Here is a 15653-nt window from a genome sequence, read left to right as displayed (position 1 = left end):
TGTCCGCGGATGCAATTCCCCTAAGATGCGGTCATGCCCGATGTCGAGGACACCCTGACGAACGCCCTGCGCCGGCGGATCATCGACGGCGAGTTCGCGCCCGGCACCCGGCTGTCGGAGATCTCCCTCGCCGAGAAGCTCGGGGTCTCGCGCAACACGCTTCGTGAGGCGTTCCGCGTGCTGGCGGAGCAGGGCCTCATCGAGCACGTGCCCCATCGCGGGGTCTCGGTCGCCTCCCCCACCGTGGCGGACGTCGTCGACATCTATCGGGCGCGGCGCTACGTCGAGCCTGCCGCGCTGGCCGCGGGCTCCCCGCTGCATCCAGCGGTGACGGCGATGCGCGCGGCGGTGGAACAGAGCGAGACCAGCCTCGAGGCGCGCGACTGGCGCACGGTGGGCACCGCCAACATGGCGTTCCACGACGCCATCGTCGCCCTCGCCGACAGCCCGCGCCTGGAGCGCCTGTTCCGCGACATCGCCGCCGAGCTGCGGCTCGCGTTCCTCGAGATAGACAACCCCGAGGCGCTGCACGCTCCGTTCGTCACACGCAACCGCTCCCTGCTCGAGACCTTCCTCGAGCAGGGAGGGCCTGCGGCCGCTGAGGAGCTGCGCGACTACCTCATCCTCTCCNCGAGTCGGCGCGTTTTCATAGCTTGCGCTAGCAAGCGTCCGGTGCAAACGCGCCGACTCGGCGAGAGCCGAGCGCAAGCCAGGCCGAAAAGAAGAAGGCCGCACGGAACCCGTGCGGCCTTTCTGCTATCTCAGGATCTGCTGACTCAGGATCCGTCCTTCTCCAGCTGCTTCGGCAGCCGGCCGACCGACTTCACGTAGTAGTTGGCCGCGCGGCGCTGGGCGAACATCCGCGCGAGCGCGACGGTGGCGCCGGTGGCAGCCGACCAGAGCACGGCCTCCACGAGGCGTACGTCGGGGTCGGCGGGGTTCGCCGGTGGCTTGCGTCCGGTGGACGCCTTCCAGCCGGTGGAGAGGAGCTTGTTCGTGACCTTCGCGGCCCCGATTCCGCTGACGAGGGCCATGATCGCCCAGACCTTGTCAGCCTTGTCGGCTTTGTCAGCCTTGGTGGACTTGGACATACCTCGAGCCTAGGCCATGGCCGGGACGTTGGCGCTCAGAGACTCGCTCGGAGCGCGTTGACCGTCTTCGCGAGGGCCACCGGGTGCCGGGTGAAGAGCAGCCAGTAGGGCGCCGGGTCGGCCGGGTCGTCGATGGTGACCCGCACCGCGCGCTTGAGGTAGGGACGAAGGAGCAGGTACGCCCTGGCGTCGGCGTCGCGCCCGGCCAGGTGATGCGCCTCGGTCTCGTCGAGCGCGACCGCCTCGCCGAGGAAGCGCGCCTCGATCCGGGCCGGCCCTGCGCGCAGGACGCCGTCCGCGATCGTGATCCTGGCGTTGCCGTAGACGATCATGGCCAGCGCGAACAGTCCGACGATCGCCGCGGTGATGCCCCAGGCGAGCGCGGCCGGAACCCACAGGATGACCGCGATCCACAGGGTCGCCAGGAACATGACGCCCTGGACCCACCACCGCAGCGGCACGGTCAGTCGCTCGTCGTACGCCGGGGTGCTCACGAATCGTGAGTTTTTCACGTCGATCAAGGGAGTCACGAATCGGGTGAGCAGTAAAGCATCTAAGGTGCGGGTTGTGTCTGATCTCGAAGTAGCCCTGGTCCGTCTCGACGCCGAGCTGCCGCCACCTGCGTACGCCCACCCGGGCGATGCCGGAGCCGACCTGCGGACGACCGTGGACGTGAGCCTGAAGCCGGGGGAGCGCGCACTGGTGCCGACCGGGATCGCGATGGCGCTGCCGGAGGGGTACGTCGGCCTGGTGCACCCGCGCTCCGGGCTGGCCGCCAAGCACGGGCTGTCCATCGTCAACGCCCCCGGCACCGTCGACGCCGGTTACCGTGGCGAGGTGAAGGTGGCGCTGATCAACCTGGACCCTGTCGAGGCGATCGAGCTGCGCCGCGGCGACCGGGTCGCCCAGCTGGTGATCCAGCGCGTCGAGCAGGCTCGGTTCGTCGAGGTGTCCGAATTGCCCGACTCCGTTCGTGGAGATGGGGGATACGGTTCTACAGGGGGCTTCTCCAACCGCTGAGGGATCAGTGTTAGATAAGTCTCCTCAGAGAATCACCGCAACCTGAAAGCAGATGGTCGTGAAGTTCCGTCGCAAGTCCACGCCCTCCCACCGGGGAGAGCCATCTGCACCGGTCCAGGACGGGCCGATGGCCCCCGAGCGGCCGGTGCCGGCGGCTCCCGAGGTCGGGCCGTTCGACATCGACTCCGTCCCCGACGGGCTGATGACCGGCGACTGGGTGGACCTCGGCTCGATGATGCTCGCCCCCGCGCCGGGCAAGGAGCTGCGCCTGCAGGTGGACGAGAAGTCCGGCCAGATCGCGGCCGTGATGCTGACCGCCGAGGACGGCGCCATGGAGCTGCGTGCCTTCGCCGCGCCCCGCAACGGCGACCTGTGGACCGAGTCGCTGCCGATGCTGCGCGAGGACGTCCAGCAGCGCGGCGGTGCGACCGCCGACCTGGAGGGCCCGTGGGGCACCGAGCTGATCACCCAGATGAAGGTCAAGCTGCCCGACGGCCAGCCGGCCGTCCAGCAGACCCGCATCATCGGCGTCAACGGCCCGCGCTGGATGCTGCGCGCCACGATGATGGGCCGTCCTGCGATGGAGCCGACCGCCGGCAAGGAGTGGGAGAAGCTCCTCGAGCGGGTCGTCGTGCGCCGCGGTGAGGGGGCCAAGCCCAAGGGCGAGGCGCTCGAGGTGAAGCTGCCGCCCAACGCGCGTCGCGTGGAGAAGTGAGCCGGTAGTGTCCAAGGGCCGGCTGCGCGCGAAGCTCAGTGAGTGGGCGAACACCGCCTCGATCGACGCGAGCGAGATCCGTGCGGCCTACGTCGCCAAGGATGTCGCCTCGATCGCCGACGCGCCCGACCGTGAACCGGTGCGACTGCGGGGGACGTTGCGTACGATCACACTGCGGCCCCGCGGCGGTGTCCCCGCCCTGGAGGCCGAGCTGTTCGACGGCTCCGGCACCCTGACGCTCATCTGGCTGGGACGCCGGCGCATCGCCGGGATCAGCCCGGGCCGGTCCCTGCAGGTGCAGGGCCGCATCGGCCGTACCGATGGCCAGCGCATCATGTTCAACCCCCGCTACGAGCTGATACCGGACCCCAACGAGTGAGCCAACCACACGTGAGCCCCACCTCTGAGACCCCTGCCGACGGCCAGGGCGACGAGCACGACCACAACCACAACCACAACCATCCGACGGTCGACACCGTCGAGGCGGTCGTACGCCGCCAGATGTCGGCCGGGCTGGGCGGTGTGCGCGGCATGCTCGAGGCCGGCGTACCCGGCCTGGTCTTCACCATCGCCTGGCTGGTGTTCAAGGACCTCAAGGTCGCGCTGATCGCCTCGGCCGCGACCGCCGCGGCCTTCCTGCTGGTCCGGCTCGTGCAGCGCTCGAGCCTGCAGTACGTCGGCAACGCCATCTTCGGCATCCTCATCGGCTTCGCGGTGGTGCGGCTGGCCCAGTCCATGGGCGGCTCGGCCGAGGAGCAGGCGCTGGCCTACTTCCTGCCCGGCATCCTGATCAGCCTCGGCTACACCGTCGTGGTCGGCGGCCTGTGCTTGATCGGCTGGCCGATCTTCGGCTTCTTCATCGGCGTCGCCAGCGGCGATCCGCTCGAGTGGCACCAGGACAAGCAGATCGTGAAGCTGTGCTCGCGGCTGACCTGGCTGTTCCTGGCTCCCGGCGCGATCGGCGCGGCCATCCAGGGCCCGATCTGGTTCCTGGCCTGGAGCGGTGCGATCGACCGCGACTGGGCGATCCTCGCCCTCGGCATCCTCCGCACCGGCCTCGGCTGGGCGCTGCGGATCGCCTGCTACGGCACCATGATCTGGCTCCTCGCCCGCAACCACACGCCGGTCCAGCAGGCTCGATGAACCTGCGCGGGGCCGTCGTCGCCGGCGCTCTCGTCTCGCTCTCGCTGGTTGGGTGCGGGAGCCCGACCGCGACCGGCGGCGGCAAGGAGCCCTTCTCGCTGCCTGTGGGACCGACTGAGTGGGACGCCACCGCCCCGGCCTGGTACGCCGACGGCACCCTGCACGTCGGGGAACGGACGGTCGACCTCGGTGACCGCGTGGACCAGTTCGTGCTGGGCGCGACCGGCGCCTACTGGATGCGTGGCCAGACGCTGTGGTTCACCAGCGCCGAAGGCGAGACCGAGAAGGTCGAGGAGGTCGGGTGGGGCAACCTGGCGGTGTCGGCGGACCGGTCGGTCTTCGCGACGGTGGACCAGTCGCGCGGCCCGACCGACGAGTTCGGCACCCACGTGCTCCAGGTGGCGGCGTTCGACACCCGCACGGGCGAGCAGCTCTACCGAACGCCTGACCAGGAGCCCGCCGGCGGCGCGGATCTCGCGGACCTCTACGGCGAGATCATGCCCCTGCTGGTGGGGGTGAGCGACGAGCGCCTCTTCTTCGACCGAACCACCATCGATCTCGAGGACGGCTCCACGACGCAGGCGAGCGAGGGCCCCGACGGGGAGGTCTACGAGGGTTTTGCCGAGACCCTCTTCCCCGATGGCTTCCACGTCTATCTCGAAGGCGAGGGCCGGCGCCGGGAGGTGGCCGACACCTGGCTCTCCGGGGTGGGGCTGCTCTCCCCGGACCGCAGCACGATCTTCGACACCAGCCAATGGCCCACCGAGGCGGTCGCGTACGACGCAGCGACCGGGGACCAACGCCCGATCGATGCTCCCTGGGGCCATTTCACGCTGGCCGGGTGGAGTGACCAGGACACGTTCTTCGGGGTCGCGCAGCGCATCGACCAGAACGCCCTCAACGTACTGCGCGCACAGCAGGTCGTCAGCTGCGAGGTGCGGACCCTCGCGTGCACGCCGGTGAGCCCGGTGATCCCGACCGACGACGAGGACCAGGGTCAGTATCCGACCTTCCTCGTCGAGGGCGCGGCCAACGAGCTCTGAGCGCGTCGTCGGGATACGGTGCTGCGCGTGGAGCTGCGAGTGGTGAGGCCGACGCGTGGAAGCGTGTGGCTCTCCCTGCTCGCCACGCTCGAGATCATGACCGGCGCGGCCTTGGCCCACCTGGCCGCGGGCGGCGCGCTGCCGAGTGCCGGCTGGCTGGCCGCGGCTGCCCTGGCCGTCTTCGGCGCCGGCATCGTGGTGCTGCAGCGCTGGGTCGGAATCCTCGCCGGTGCTGTCCTGGCCGGACTGTCCCAGCTGGGGCTCCACGAGGTCTTCGCGGCGTTCTCCGCGACCCCCGGCGCCGAGCACCATCACGCAGTCGGCACCTCGCTCGGCTCCGCCGACGGTGCCGCGATGCTCCTGGCCCACGCCTGCGCCGCCGTCCTCTCAGTCTTCGTCTGGGTGCTGCACCGCAAGGCCCTCGCCGTTGCCGTACGCAGCCTCCCGATGCCGCGGGTCGCGGTCGGCGGCCGCCTGCTCGCCGAGTCAACACAGTTCGTCCCGCGACCGGCCCTGTGGACCCATGTCTCTCCGCGAAGGGGACCGCCGAGGCCGGCCGGCCTCTGAGATCCCTCTGCGAGCACCACCGGGTGAGCCCCGGTGGCTGTCTTGCGTACCCGAAAAATTCGCGAGAAGAGAAACCTCGAATGTCCGTTCCGACGCAGTTCCAGACCGCCCCTCCAGCAGAGCCACAGATCGAGTCGTCGAGCCCCGGGCCCGGCTGGTGGCCGATGATCCGCCCGCTCGTGCTGCGGCTGCACTTCTACGCCGGGGTGCTGGTCGCCCCGTTCATCCTGGTCGCCTCGGTGACCGGGCTGCTCTACACGATCGCCCCGCAGGTCGAGCAGATCGCCTACCGCGACCTGACCCACGTCGCCGTGTCTGGAGATCAGGCAACGCTGGCCGAGCAGGTCGCCGCGGCCCGGGTGAGTCACCCCGACGGCGACATCCTCCGCGTCGACGTGCCGCCCGCCGCCTACCGAAGCACCCGGGTGGTCTTCACCGACGAGACCGTGCCAGACGACTACGCGATGTCGGTCTTCGTGAACCCCTACACCGCTGTTGTGCAGGGCCAGGTACGCAGCTACGGGCAGTGGCTCGGCTTCCGCGCCTGGCTCGACGAGCTGCACCGCAACCTCCACCTAGGTGCCTTCGGGCGTCACTACAGCGAGCTCGCCGCGAGCTGGTTGTGGGTGGTGGCACTCGGTGGGCTGATGCTGTGGATCGGCAAGGGACGCCGAGATCGGCGGATGCGCCGGCTGGTCGCGCCCGACCCGGCGGCCACCGGACGCTCCCGGGTGATGTCGTGGCACGCGGTCATCGGCGTCTGGGTCCTGCTGGGCGTACTGGCGCTGTCGGTCTCGGGGCTGACCTGGTCACGCTTCGCCGGGGCACACATCGGCGAGGTGCGTACCGCCCTGTCGTGGACCGAGCCCACACCGGCAACCTCACTGCAGGCCGGCGGTGCTGCGGACGAGCACGCGCACCACGGCTCCTCGGGGCTGGCGGCAGGCGTCGAGGACCCGGATGCGGTCTTCTCCGACGGGGCCGGTGTCGACGGAGCGCTCGCCGCCGCGCGGGAGGCCGGGCTGGGCGATCCGCTCTACCTGGTTCCGCCGGCCGACGGCGCCAGCGCATGGACGGCGGCGGAGAACAAGCGCGACTGGCCGACCGGCTACGACGCGATCAGCGTCGACCCCGCCACGGGCAAGATGCTGGACCGGGTCGACTTCGCCGATTGGCCGGTCATGGCCAAGCTGACCGACTGGGTCATCGGCGCCCACATGGGCATCCTGTTCGGCATCGTCAACCAGCTGGCACTGGCGGCACTGGCGATCGGCCTGATCGTGATGACGCTGCTCGGCTACCGGATGTGGTGGCTGCGGCGTCCCCGCGGCGCGAGCCGGCTGCGGTTCGGCCGGCCGGTGCCGCGCGGCGCCTGGCGCCGGCTGCCGGTGCCCGTGCTCGTGGGCGGCATCGCGGTGACCGCGCTCGTCGGCTGGTTCGTCCCGCTGCTGGGGATCAGTCTGATCGCGTTCCTGGGGGTCGACGCCGCGCTGGGCGCGGTGCGTCGCCGCAGCTGAGTCAGGAGGCGGCGCAGGCGGCGCAGAGGCCGAAGATCTCGACGGTGTGGTTGACGTCGGTGAAGCCGTTCTGCGCCGCCACCTTGTCGGCCCAGGTCTCCACGGCCGGGCCCTCGATCTCCACGGCCTTGCCACAGCTGCGGCAGACCAGGTGATGGTGATGGGTCGTGGAGGCGTCGCCGCACAGCCGGTAGGTGGACTCGCCGTCGGGCTTGTGGATCACGTCGGCCAGTCCGTCGTCGACGAAGATCTGCAGGTGGCGGTAGACCGTGGAGAGGCCGATCTTCTCGCCGTTGGCTCGCAGCGTGGCGTAGACGTCCTGGGCGCTGCGGAAGGTGTCCTCGGCGGCGAGAGCCTCCTTCACCGCGGCGCCCTGGTTGGTTGAGCGCCGCTTGACCTGCTGGGTTGGTGCCATGGGCGTCATGTTAGTCGGTATCGGTATGGATCCCCTGCCCAGTGGCACCGTCAGCAGGGCGGTCGATGACGCGGCGTGTGACACCTATGCCATAATGGGAACGATTCCCAATAAGACGAAAGGCTGCCATGTCACGCACGTGTCAGGTCACCGGAGCCCGCCCCGGCTTCGGCAACAACCGCCCCTGGTCCAAGAAGGCGACCCGGCGACGCTGGGAGGTGAACCTGCAGAAGAAGACCTACTACGTCCCCAGCCTGGGCCGGAAGGTCACGCTGCGGCTCAGCACCAACGCGATCAAGCGGATCGACGTACGCGGCATCGACGCCGTCGTCGCCGAGATGCTCGCCCGAGGGGAGAAGGTCTGATGGCGAAGAAGTCCAAGATCGCGGCGGAGGCCAAGCGCCGCGAGACCGTGGAGCGGTATGCAGCACGCCGGGCCGAAATCAAGGAGCGCATCCGCACCGCCGAGCCGGGCTCGGCCGAGCAGGCCGAGGCGGTCCGCGCCCTGTCCCGCCTGCCCCGCGACTCCTCACCCGTACGCCTGCGCAACCGCGACCAGGTCGACGGCCGGCCGCGGGGCTATCTGCGCAAGGCGGGCGTGTCCCGGATCCGTTTCCGCGAGCTCGCGCACAAGGGACATCTGCCCGGGATCACCAAGTCCAGCTGGTGAGTTCCTAACGAGAATCGTTCCGAGTCGGCGAGGCGTAACCCGGTCGTCGTAGGCCTGTGCTAGACACACGCTCCATGAGTACGAGGACCCCAGAGCGGGCGGCCGAGAAGTCTGGGTTCAGGCTGGGGCAGACAGAGGTCGTCGCGATCGTCCTGCTCATCATCCTGCTCTCCCAGCGCTGGCTGCTGCCGCTGTTGGACCATGACCTGTTCAACACCTGGGGCACGATCTTCGTCGCCATCGTGGTGCAGTCGGCTCCGTTCCTGCTCGGTGGCGTGCTGCTCAGCGCCGTCATCTCGACCTTCCTCTCCGAGAAGGCGCTGAGCAGGATCGTGCCCAAGAGCCCCGTGCTCGGCGTCCCGGTCGCCGGCCTGGCCGGGATCGGGCTGCCGGGCTGCGAGTGCGCCGCGGTGCCGGTGACCAACTCGCTGATCCGCCGTGGGGTCGCGCCCGCGGTGGCGCTGACGTTCATGCTGGCCGCGCCCGCGGTCAACCCCGCGGTGCTCGTCTCGACCGCCGTCGCCTTCCCCGGCCAGCCGGTGATGGTGCTGGCCAGGTTCCTGGCCTCGATGATCACTGCCGTCGCCGTCGGCTGGATCATGCTCGCGCGCGGCAAGCTGCTGCTCGAGCGGCTGACCAACCTGGGCCGCGACCAGCACGCCCACGAGCGGTCGTTCCTCGGCAACGTCAGCCACGACTTCCTGCACGCCTCCGGCTTCCTGGTGCTGGGCGCCATGCTGGCCGCGGCGGTCAACACCTTCGTACCCCGCTCGGTGGTCAACACCGTCGCCGGTCAGGCGGTGCTGGGGATCGCGACGCTGGCGCTGTTCGCGTTCATCGTGGCGCTCTGCTCGGAGTCCGACGCCTTCGTCGCGGCCTCGTTCACCGCCTTCTCCGACACCGCGAAGCTGGTCTTCCTCGTCGTCGGCCCGGCGATGGACATCAAGCTCGCCTCGATGGAGGCCGGCCAGTTCGGCATGGGCTTCGCGCTCCGCTTCGTACCCTTGGTGATCATCACGGCGGTCGCCTCCGCCGTCGGCATCGGATGGTGGCTGCTGTGACACGTACTACCCAGGCATTGGTCGTCGGCTTCCTCGGCGCCGTACTGCTGCGGCTCTCGCTCGGCGACGGCTATCTGAGGTACGTCACCGGCTGGATGAAGTGGCCGCTGGTCGCCACCGGCGTGGTGCTGCTCGGGCTGACCGTGTGGATGCTGCTGCGACCCGCGCCGGACGACCACGACGGCGAGGGCGACGACGGCCACGACGGCCACGACGCCCACGACGCCCACGACCACAAGGTCCCGGCGATGACCTGGCTGGCGATCATTCCCGGGGTGATCGTCTTCGTGGCCAGTCCGCCGTCCCTGGGTGCCTATCTCGCCGAGCGGCGTGCCGACGACCCGGTCGCGGCGGCCCCCGACGCCGAGATCCTGCCGCTGCCCGCCTCAGACGGCCCGGTCGACGTCGAGGTCGCCGAGTTCATGTGGCGTGCCGGGGTCGAGGACGGCGCGACGATCAAGGACCGCGACGTACGCCTCACCGGCTTCGTGAGCACCGACGAGAACGGCAACTGGTACGTCACCCGGATCGCCATCGCCTGCTGCGCCGCCGACGCGAGCGCCTCCCGGGTCCGGGTGGAGGACTACGACGACGCCCCGGAGCGCGACTCCTGGGTCGCGGTCACCGGTCGCTGGGTCGAGGGCACCGCGCCGGGCGGCAAGTCGGAGACGGCCATCGAGGCCGCCTCCGTCGAGCCGCGCGAGGCGCCGGCCAACACCTATCAGTGAGCGCCCCGGTGAGTCGCGCCCCGAGTGACCCGAGACGCTCCGGCAACCCCGCCCGCCGGGCGGAGGCGCAGCAAGAGCGGACCTGGCGGGACCGACTCCCGCACCCGCCGCGTGCGCTCGTCGTCGGTGTGATCATCGCGGTCGCGATCGGTGTCGTGGTGCTCACCCGCGACCTCGGTGGTGGAGACGCTCCGGCGGTCTCCACCCCGTCGGGTGCGACCTCGTCGGCCGCTCCGGTCGCCGCGGGGCCGGTCGCCTCCCTGGAGGAGTTCTGCGGCGCCGTACAGACCATGGCGAACGCCCACGCGACCCAGATGTCCACCCCGAACGACGAGAACGAGACCGCGCTCGGTCTGGCGGCGACGAGTCTGCAGTCGATGGGTGTCCCAGAAGGTACGCCGGCGGCAGCAGTCGAGGGCGTGCGGATGATGATCGAGGATGCCCTGCGCACCGGCCGCGGCGAAGACCCGCTGGAGCGCGGCGAGGCCCAGAACCTCGCCTACGAGCGCCTCGGCGAGTTCCTCACCGAGAGCTGCGGCGCGGCTAGCTGACGGTTCTGTCCCCTGGTGGCGGACAGAATCCCGCCATGGCGGGATTCTGCGGGGCTCGCGCTCGAGTCGAGGCGGCATTTTCCCGCCATGGCGGGAAAATGCCCCCGGTGTTCGCGAGTCGAGTCACCGACGACGGAGCAGGACCACGGCGTCCTCGAGGGTGGATTCCTCGCCGGACGGGGTGGTGACGGGACGGTGCCGGTGCTCGAGGACGACCGTCTCCCAGCTCTCCTCGGGCAGGTCGAGCGAGGCCAGCTCCTCCTTGGCGTCGAGGAAGCGGTGCTCGTGCGCTGCCGCGTCGGCCCACGGCGGTGCGGCCGCGTGGGAGGTGACCAGAAGGTGTCCGCCCGGGCTCACCAGATCGGCTGCCCGGCGCAGGATGTCGGTGCGCGGCAGCTCGACGGGGGAGTGGAAGAAGCTGGCGGTGACCAGGTCGTAGCTCCCGTCGAGGTCGGCCGGCGAGGAGAGGTCGGAGACCACGAACCTCGCCTGGTCCTCGCTCAGCCCGGCAGCCCGCGCCGCCTCGCGTCCGCGCGTGACGGCGTTCTCGGAGATGTCGACGCCGGTGGCTCGCCAGCCCTGCTGCGCCAGCCAGATCACGTCGGCGCCCTCCCCGGAGCCCAGGTCGAGGGCCGTCCCGGGCTCGAGGCCGGTGGCGATGTCACCGAGCACGGTGTTGACCTTGCCGGACCAGATCCGGTCGCTGCCGGCGTACCTCTCCTGCCAGAAGTCCACCGCAGCGGGCCCGGCCTGGGCACGGTCGAAGTCGTCGGTGACCAGGGTCATGTTCACGACGCTGCCCGCCATGGTGCCGGCGCTCATGCTGATCGGGACGTTGGCCATCGGGTTGGAGACGTTGCCGACCGCCCAGATCCGGTCGCTGCTGGTCTTGCCGGTCGCGTCGACGGTGAGGAAGCTGCCGACCGGTGTGTCGGAGCGGTCGAGGCCGAGGTGGGTCAGGAAGTCGTCGTGCGGGCGCAGGGTGCCGGCGGTGAAGATGGCGCCGACCTCGGTGGTCGACCCGTCGGCGGTGCGCACCGCGGTGACCTGGTCGCCCTCGCCGAGGACCTCGACGACCGGGGCCGGGACGAGTGTGATCCCACGTGCTCGCAGCCGCTGCTCGTCGGTCTTGCCGAGCTCGCCGAGCCCGGCGGTGAAGACGACGACGTCGTCGCTCCACTGCCGGATCAGCTGCGCCTGGTGCATCCCGAGCGGCGAGGTGGTCAGCACCCCGATCCGCCGGTCGCGCACCTCCCAGCCGTGGCAGTAGGGGCAGTGCAGCACGGTGGCGCCCCAGCGCTCGGCCAGGCCGGGGATGTCAGGAAGCTCGTCGGTGACGCCGGTGGCGACGATCGCGATCCGGCCGGTGAGCCGCTCGCCGTCCTCGAGAAGGACGCTCACGCCCTGCTCGGTCTCGTCGAGGCGGGCGACGCGCCCAGGACGGATCCCCACGTCGTACGCAGCCAGTTCCTCGCGTCCCTTGCGCAGCAGGTCGGTGGGGTCGATGCCCTCGTGGCCGAGCACGCCGTGCATGTGGGCCGCGAAGCGGTTGCGGGGAAGGCCGGAGTCGACCACGAGGGTCCTGCGGCGGGAGCGGCCGAGCATGAGAGCCGCGGAGAGGCCGGCGGCACCGCCGCCGATGACGATTGCGTCGAAGTGTTCGGTGTGTTGGGTCATGCCTTCAGTTCAGTGGCACAATGAAGGAACGGCAAGGGTTCTTGCAGAAATGGCAAATGGGAGATGGGGCACATGATCGACGAGCTCAAGCAGGTCGGCCCGCGGATCCGGGCGATCCGGCACAGCAAGGGATGGACCCTGGACCAGCTGGCCGCGATGGCGGAGATGTCGCCGAGCACGCTGTCCCGGCTCGAGTCGGGCAAGCGGCAGGCGAGCCTGGAGCTGCTGATCCCGCTGACCCGCCACCTCGGCGTGGGTCTCGACAGCCTGGTGACGCCGTCGGTCCCGGATCCGCGGGTGCGCCGGCCGGTGATCCGCCGTGACGGCATGGAGATCGCGCCACTGACTCCGGAGGGATCGCCGGTCAACACCTTCAAGATCACCTACGAGCCGGTGACCGAGGTGCCGGAGCCGCGGGTCCACGACGGCTACGAGTGGCTCTACGTCATCTCCGGCAAGCTGCGGCTGCTGCTGGGCGACCGCGACCTGGTGCTGACCCGCGGCGAGGCCGCCGAGTTCGACACCAGAGTCCCGCACGCGATCTTCGCGACCGGGTCTCGCCCGGCGCAGGTGCTGAGCATCTTCAACAGCGACGGCGTACGCATGCACACCCACACCGCCGAGGGGTGAGTCTCACCTCGATGTGAATAACGGGCACGTTGTGGGTAAGATGAGAATCGTTATCATTAACCACAACGGGAGGTCCCCATGAAGCAAGGCATCCATCCCGTCTCCGGGCTGGTCGTCTTCCGCGACCGCTCGGCGGACAAGCTCTTCCTGATGCAGTCGACGATCCTCGAGCGTCTCGCCGACGACCACGAGCGGGTCACCTGGGAGAACGGCGAGACCTACCCGGTCGTCGACGTCGACGTCTCCAGTGCCAGCCACCCGTTCTGGACCGGCCGCGGCCGCGTGGTCGACACAGAGGGACGGGTCGAGCGCTTCAAGCGCCGCTACGGGCGCGATCGATGAGCGCGCCTCGTCCGCGGTCTCCCCGCAAGCTCGCTCGTCCGAAGGTGCCGGTGATCCTGGTGAGCGGGGTCGCGGAGAGTGCGATGCTCTCGGCGACCATCTCGCTCCAGTTCGGCCTCCCCGACGCGGTCATGGTGCGCCACGTCATCGACCCCGAGCGCCAGCTCCTCACCCGCGTCGTCAGTGACCTGACCGGCGTGATCGAGCACGAGGAGATCAACCTCGCCCACGCCTGCGTGGCCTGCGCGATCCGCGAGGACATCGTGCCGACGCTCGAGCGCCTGGCGGCCCAGGGCCGTTGGGGGAGCATCGTGGCCTGCCTGCCGGTCGCAGCCGAGGCGATCCAGGTCTGCCGGGTGCTCGCGTGGGCTCCGCGGATGGCTCCGCACATCTCGATCGCTGCCGTCGTCGCGGCGCTCGAGGGTGCGACCGTCGCCGAGGACCTGCTCGGTCCCGACCTTCTCGATGAGCGCGGGCTGGCCACCTCCGAGGACGACCGGCGCGGCGTCGCCGAGGTTGCCAGCGCCATCGTCGAGTACGCCGACGTCGTCAGCATCACCGAGGCCCCCGATCCCGAGGAGGAGTCGCTGGTCGCGACGCTCGCCCGGCCGGGTATCCCGGTGGTGACCGACCCCTCGCTCCTGGACGCCGCCGGCCTGGTCGCCGGCGTGCACCGCCACCACGCGGTCGAAGCCTGGGTCGCGGAGGTGCGTCGCAACGCGCTGCCGCCGCTGCCCGAGGGTGGCGCCTGGCGGCTCGACCTGCGTTCGGAGCGCCCGATCCACCCGGTCCGGTTCCAGGAGGAGCTGGAGCGTCTCGGCGGTGGCCCCCGCCGCTCGCGCGGCTGCTTCTGGGTGCCGACCCGCCCCGACGACATCTGTGTTTGGGACGGGGCCGGTGGCCAGGCGAGCGTGGGCTCGACCCAGAAGTGGGGTCGCACCGAGCGGCTCACCCGGATCGTCGTGATCGGGATCGACGACGAGGCCGACGAGATCCCGCGGGCCTTCGAGCGCGCCCTGCTCACCGACCAGGAGATCGCCCAGCGCGGCCAGATCTGGGAGGAGTCCTGGGACGGGCTCGAGGACTGGCTCGGCCCCATCGGCCGAGCCGCCTGAATCGCATCCACCACCCCGAAGGAGGCCACCATGGCCGTACCCAAGCGCAAGATGTCGCGCAGCAACACCCGCCACCGCCGGTCGAGCTGGAAGGCGACTCCGGTCGCGCTCGTGCCGGTGACCGTCGACGGCCAGAGCTATGACGTGCCCCGTCGCCTGGTCCGCGCGGTCCAGCGGGGCTACGTCGACCCCGCCAAGCTCCGCTGAAAGACCCTGTTGAGAGGAAGATCGACCGCATGCCCAAACGACCGCCGTCTCCCGTCCGCAAGCGGCGCAAGCCGCAGCTGGCGCCGGACGTGACCCACGTCGACTACAAGGACGTGCAGCTGCTGCGTACGTTCATCTCCGACCGCGGCAAGATCCGTTCGCGCCGCGTCACCGGACTCACCCCGCAGCAGCAGCGCGCGGTGACCAAGGCGATCAAGAACGCCCGCGAGGTCGCGCTGCTGCCCTACACGAGCACGAAGGGATAGGTCCCCATGAAGGTGGTCAACTCCATCCGGTCGCTGAAGAACCAGCCCGGCTCCCAGGTCGTACGCCGCCNAGCCGCCTCGGCGGGGATCGTTGTCAGGATGCGCCGACTCGGCGCGGGCGGGTCAGATCAGACCGGGACGAGCTCGACGGCACCGACGGCGTAGCGGGCCAGGATGGTGCGGGCGACCTCGGGGTGGGCGCCCATCGGGTCGCTGACCGCGACGGCGCCGGCCTCGAGCGCGAGCTCCTTGGCGCGGTCGGGCAGCTGCCCGGGAGCCAGGAAGAGCATGCCGACGGCGATGTGGCGGCGGCCCTCGGCGCGGAAGGCACGGACCGCCTCGCCGGTGGCCGGCGGAGCAGCCGAGGCGTACGCGGCCACGACCGGCAGCTTGTGGTGGGCACCCCAGATGCGGGCCAGGCGGGCGACCGACTGGTTGGCCAGCGAGTCCGAGGAGCCGGCGGCGGCCAGGACGAGCGCGTCGAGCTCGCGCACCCGCGCGGCCTTGAGCGATGCCCGCAGACGCTCGTCGAGCACCTGGAGGAAGACGCTCTCGAGGCCGAGGATCTCGCTGGTGTGGATGCGCAGGCCGGAGTGGCGCGCGGTGGCCTCGGCGATGACCGAGGGTACGTCGACGCGGGCGTGGAACGCCTCGGTCAGGAGCAGGGGCACGACGACGATCTCGTCGTGGCCGGCCTTGACCAGCTTGTCGACGACGGCCTGGAAACGCGGCCGGGAGTGGTCGAGGAAGGCGGCTTCGATGCGGAGGTCGGGGCGCAGGGCGCGTACCTCGGCAACGAGGGCGTTGATGGTCGCGGCGGACTGCGGATCGCGGCTGCCGTGAGCCAGGGCTACCAGAGCGGGAGCTGCCATTGTCTTCATCCTTCGGGTGTTGC

The 15653-nt window shown here is 70.4% G+C and carries 23 protein-coding genes and 1 pseudogene; 19 read left to right on the top strand and 5 right to left on the bottom strand.

The annotated features are described in order from the left end of the window. Positions 1–33: 33 nt before the first annotated feature. Complete coding sequence (locus tag ACFX43_RS28785; protein ID WP_378840425.1) at positions 34–831, top strand: GntR family transcriptional regulator; 798 nt, start codon at positions 34–36, stop codon at positions 829–831. Here ACFX43_RS28785 and ACFX43_RS28780 read toward each other — a convergent pair. Together ACFX43_RS28780 and ACFX43_RS28775 are read right to left on the bottom strand one after the other, a co-directional pair. Continuing rightward, positions 777–1091: a DUF4235 domain-containing protein gene (locus tag ACFX43_RS28780; protein ID WP_378840420.1), complete on the bottom strand. Its 315-nt coding sequence runs from the start codon at positions 1089–1091 to the stop codon at positions 777–779. The two genes, ACFX43_RS28785 and ACFX43_RS28780, sit on opposite strands and share 55 nt — an antisense overlap. A 35-nt stretch (positions 1092–1126) precedes the next feature. Next, entirely contained in the window at positions 1127–1585 is a 459-nt protein-coding gene (locus ACFX43_RS28775; RefSeq protein WP_378674274.1) for a DUF3093 domain-containing protein, read from the bottom strand. A 73-nt stretch (positions 1586–1658) separates the two neighbouring features. Between ACFX43_RS28775 and dut the strand changes: the two genes are divergently transcribed. The 7 genes from dut (at position 1659) to ACFX43_RS28740 (ending at position 7096) form a co-directional block, all read left to right on the top strand. Further along, the gene (gene dut / locus ACFX43_RS28770) at positions 1659–2111 is read left to right on the top strand and encodes a dUTP diphosphatase (RefSeq protein ID WP_378840417.1); all 453 of its coding nucleotides are present in this window, start codon (positions 1659–1661) and stop codon (positions 2109–2111) included. A gap of 52 nt (positions 2112–2163) precedes the next feature. After that, complete coding sequence (locus ACFX43_RS28765) at positions 2164–2826, top strand: DUF3710 domain-containing protein (protein WP_378840414.1); 663 nt, start codon at positions 2164–2166, stop codon at positions 2824–2826. 7 nt (positions 2827–2833) lie between these two features. After that, on the top strand, positions 2834–3205 hold the full coding sequence (locus tag ACFX43_RS28760; protein ID WP_355224876.1) for an OB-fold nucleic acid binding domain-containing protein: 372 nt from the start codon (positions 2834–2836) through the stop codon (positions 3203–3205). A gap of 11 nt (positions 3206–3216) precedes the next feature. Next, a complete protein-coding gene (locus ACFX43_RS28755; RefSeq protein WP_378840411.1) occupies positions 3217–3969 on the top strand; it encodes a DUF3159 domain-containing protein in 753 nt (250 codons plus the stop codon). Then, on the top strand, positions 3966–5012 hold the full coding sequence (locus tag ACFX43_RS28750; protein WP_378840406.1) for a hypothetical protein: 1047 nt from the start codon (positions 3966–3968) through the stop codon (positions 5010–5012). Before ACFX43_RS28755 ends, ACFX43_RS28750 begins: the two co-directional genes overlap by 4 nt. 27 nt (positions 5013–5039) lie before the next feature. Next, complete coding sequence (locus ACFX43_RS28745; RefSeq protein WP_378840402.1) at positions 5040–5579, top strand: cell division protein FtsQ; 540 nt, start codon at positions 5040–5042, stop codon at positions 5577–5579. An 80-nt stretch (positions 5580–5659) separates the two neighbouring features. Then, a complete protein-coding gene (locus ACFX43_RS28740; RefSeq protein ID WP_378840399.1) occupies positions 5660–7096 on the top strand; it encodes a PepSY-associated TM helix domain-containing protein in 1437 nt (478 codons plus the stop codon). 1 nt (position 7097) lies between these two features. On the opposite strand, the gene ACFX43_RS28735 is transcribed toward ACFX43_RS28740, so the two are convergent. After that, the gene (locus ACFX43_RS28735) at positions 7098–7511 is read right to left on the bottom strand and encodes a Fur family transcriptional regulator (protein WP_378840396.1); all 414 of its coding nucleotides are present in this window, start codon (positions 7509–7511) and stop codon (positions 7098–7100) included. A gap of 128 nt (positions 7512–7639) precedes the next feature. Between ACFX43_RS28735 and rpmB the strand changes: the two genes are divergently transcribed. The 5 genes from rpmB (at position 7640) to ACFX43_RS28710 (ending at position 10521) form a co-directional block, all read left to right on the top strand. Then, the gene (gene rpmB, locus ACFX43_RS28730; protein WP_350720330.1) at positions 7640–7876 is read left to right on the top strand and encodes a 50S ribosomal protein L28; all 237 of its coding nucleotides are present in this window, start codon (positions 7640–7642) and stop codon (positions 7874–7876) included. Further along, positions 7876–8181 (top strand): 30S ribosomal protein S14, encoded by a 306-nt coding sequence (gene rpsN, locus ACFX43_RS28725; RefSeq protein WP_378840389.1) that lies wholly within the window; start codon positions 7876–7878, stop codon positions 8179–8181. The genes rpmB and rpsN overlap by 1 nt, the downstream gene beginning before the upstream one ends. A gap of 74 nt (positions 8182–8255) precedes the next feature. Continuing rightward, positions 8256–9242 (top strand): permease, encoded by a 987-nt coding sequence (locus ACFX43_RS28720; RefSeq protein WP_378840383.1) that lies wholly within the window; start codon positions 8256–8258, stop codon positions 9240–9242. After that, entirely contained in the window at positions 9239–9970 is a 732-nt protein-coding gene (locus ACFX43_RS28715) for a TIGR03943 family putative permease subunit (protein ID WP_378840379.1), read from the top strand. Before ACFX43_RS28720 ends, ACFX43_RS28715 begins: the two co-directional genes overlap by 4 nt. Positions 9971–9978: 8 nt before the next feature. Beyond that, positions 9979–10521, top strand: a complete 543-nt coding sequence (locus ACFX43_RS28710; RefSeq protein ID WP_378840374.1) for a hypothetical protein — start codon at positions 9979–9981, stop codon at positions 10519–10521. A gap of 123 nt (positions 10522–10644) precedes the next feature. Here the strand turns inward: ACFX43_RS28710 and ACFX43_RS28705 are convergent, their stop codons facing one another. Then, entirely contained in the window at positions 10645–12198 is a 1554-nt protein-coding gene (locus ACFX43_RS28705; RefSeq protein WP_378840371.1) for an FAD-dependent oxidoreductase, read from the bottom strand. Positions 12199–12270: 72 nt separating this feature from the next. On the opposite strand from ACFX43_RS28705, the gene ACFX43_RS28700 reads away from it, so the two are divergent. From ACFX43_RS28700 to ACFX43_RS28675, 6 genes and pseudogenes are all read left to right on the top strand, one after another. Continuing rightward, complete coding sequence (locus ACFX43_RS28700) at positions 12271–12828, top strand: XRE family transcriptional regulator (RefSeq protein ID WP_355224860.1); 558 nt, start codon at positions 12271–12273, stop codon at positions 12826–12828. 78 nt (positions 12829–12906) lie between these two features. Continuing rightward, a complete protein-coding gene (locus ACFX43_RS28695; protein WP_378840368.1) occupies positions 12907–13170 on the top strand; it encodes a type B 50S ribosomal protein L31 in 264 nt (87 codons plus the stop codon). Continuing rightward, complete coding sequence (locus ACFX43_RS28690; protein WP_378840364.1) at positions 13167–14285, top strand: CobW family GTP-binding protein; 1119 nt, start codon at positions 13167–13169, stop codon at positions 14283–14285. Before ACFX43_RS28695 ends, ACFX43_RS28690 begins: the two co-directional genes overlap by 4 nt. A 30-nt stretch (positions 14286–14315) precedes the next feature. Then, positions 14316–14492 carry a 50S ribosomal protein L32 gene (gene rpmF, locus ACFX43_RS28685; RefSeq protein WP_350658697.1) on the top strand — a complete coding sequence of 59 codons (177 nt, stop codon included), beginning with the start codon at positions 14316–14318 and terminating at the stop codon, positions 14490–14492. A gap of 29 nt (positions 14493–14521) precedes the next feature. Next, on the top strand, positions 14522–14758 hold the full coding sequence (gene rpsR / locus ACFX43_RS28680; protein WP_378840353.1) for a 30S ribosomal protein S18: 237 nt from the start codon (positions 14522–14524) through the stop codon (positions 14756–14758). Positions 14759–14764: 6 nt separating this feature from the next. Then, positions 14765–14827, top strand: a pseudogene (locus ACFX43_RS28675) (50S ribosomal protein L36); the annotation flags it as partial. 59 nt (positions 14828–14886) lie between these two features. On the opposite strand, the gene ACFX43_RS28670 reads toward ACFX43_RS28675, so the two are convergent. Beyond that, positions 14887–15630 (bottom strand): CbiX/SirB N-terminal domain-containing protein, encoded by a 744-nt coding sequence (locus ACFX43_RS28670; protein WP_160022518.1) that lies wholly within the window; start codon positions 15628–15630, stop codon positions 14887–14889. Between the last annotated feature and the right edge of the window lie 23 nt (positions 15631–15653).

The organism is Nocardioides sp. YIM B13467 (assembly GCF_042788075.1).
In the GTDB taxonomy this organism is placed as follows: Bacteria; Actinomycetota; Actinomycetes; order Propionibacteriales; family Nocardioidaceae; genus Nocardioides.
The sequence above is the reverse complement of the archived record's forward strand: the minus strand, read 5'-3'. Positions and strand labels throughout refer to the sequence as shown.

Excerpts from the sequence above, each read along its gene's own strand:
- ACFX43_RS28780 (WP_378840420.1), bottom strand. The coding sequence starts at position 1,091 with ATGTCCAAGTCCACCAAGGCTGACAAAGCCGACAAGGCTGACAAGGTC.
- ACFX43_RS28765 (WP_378840414.1), top strand. The coding sequence starts at position 2,164 with ATGGTCGTGAAGTTCCGTCGCAAGTCCACGCCCTCCCACCGGGGAGAG.
- ACFX43_RS28750 (WP_378840406.1), top strand. The coding sequence starts at position 3,966 with ATGAACCTGCGCGGGGCCGTCGTCGCCGGCGCTCTCGTCTCGCTCTCG.
- ACFX43_RS28740 (WP_378840399.1), top strand. The coding sequence starts at position 5,660 with ATGTCCGTTCCGACGCAGTTCCAGACCGCCCCTCCAGCAGAGCCACAG.
- ACFX43_RS28735 (WP_378840396.1), bottom strand. The coding sequence starts at position 7,511 with ATGGCACCAACCCAGCAGGTCAAGCGGCGCTCAACCAACCAGGGCGCC.
- rpmB (WP_350720330.1), top strand. The coding sequence starts at position 7,640 with ATGTCACGCACGTGTCAGGTCACCGGAGCCCGCCCCGGCTTCGGCAAC.
- rpsN (WP_378840389.1), top strand. The coding sequence starts at position 7,876 with ATGGCGAAGAAGTCCAAGATCGCGGCGGAGGCCAAGCGCCGCGAGACC.
- ACFX43_RS28720 (WP_378840383.1), top strand. The coding sequence starts at position 8,256 with ATGAGTACGAGGACCCCAGAGCGGGCGGCCGAGAAGTCTGGGTTCAGG.
- ACFX43_RS28705 (WP_378840371.1), bottom strand. The coding sequence starts at position 12,198 with ATGACCCAACACACCGAACACTTCGACGCAATCGTCATCGGCGGCGGT.
- ACFX43_RS28700 (WP_355224860.1), top strand. The coding sequence starts at position 12,271 with ATGATCGACGAGCTCAAGCAGGTCGGCCCGCGGATCCGGGCGATCCGG.
- ACFX43_RS28695 (WP_378840368.1), top strand. The coding sequence starts at position 12,907 with ATGAAGCAAGGCATCCATCCCGTCTCCGGGCTGGTCGTCTTCCGCGAC.
- ACFX43_RS28690 (WP_378840364.1), top strand. The coding sequence starts at position 13,167 with ATGAGCGCGCCTCGTCCGCGGTCTCCCCGCAAGCTCGCTCGTCCGAAG.
- rpmF (WP_350658697.1), top strand. The coding sequence starts at position 14,316 with ATGGCCGTACCCAAGCGCAAGATGTCGCGCAGCAACACCCGCCACCGC.
- rpsR (WP_378840353.1), top strand. The coding sequence starts at position 14,522 with ATGCCCAAACGACCGCCGTCTCCCGTCCGCAAGCGGCGCAAGCCGCAG.
- ACFX43_RS28670 (WP_160022518.1), bottom strand. The coding sequence starts at position 15,630 with ATGGCAGCTCCCGCTCTGGTAGCCCTGGCTCACGGCAGCCGCGATCCG.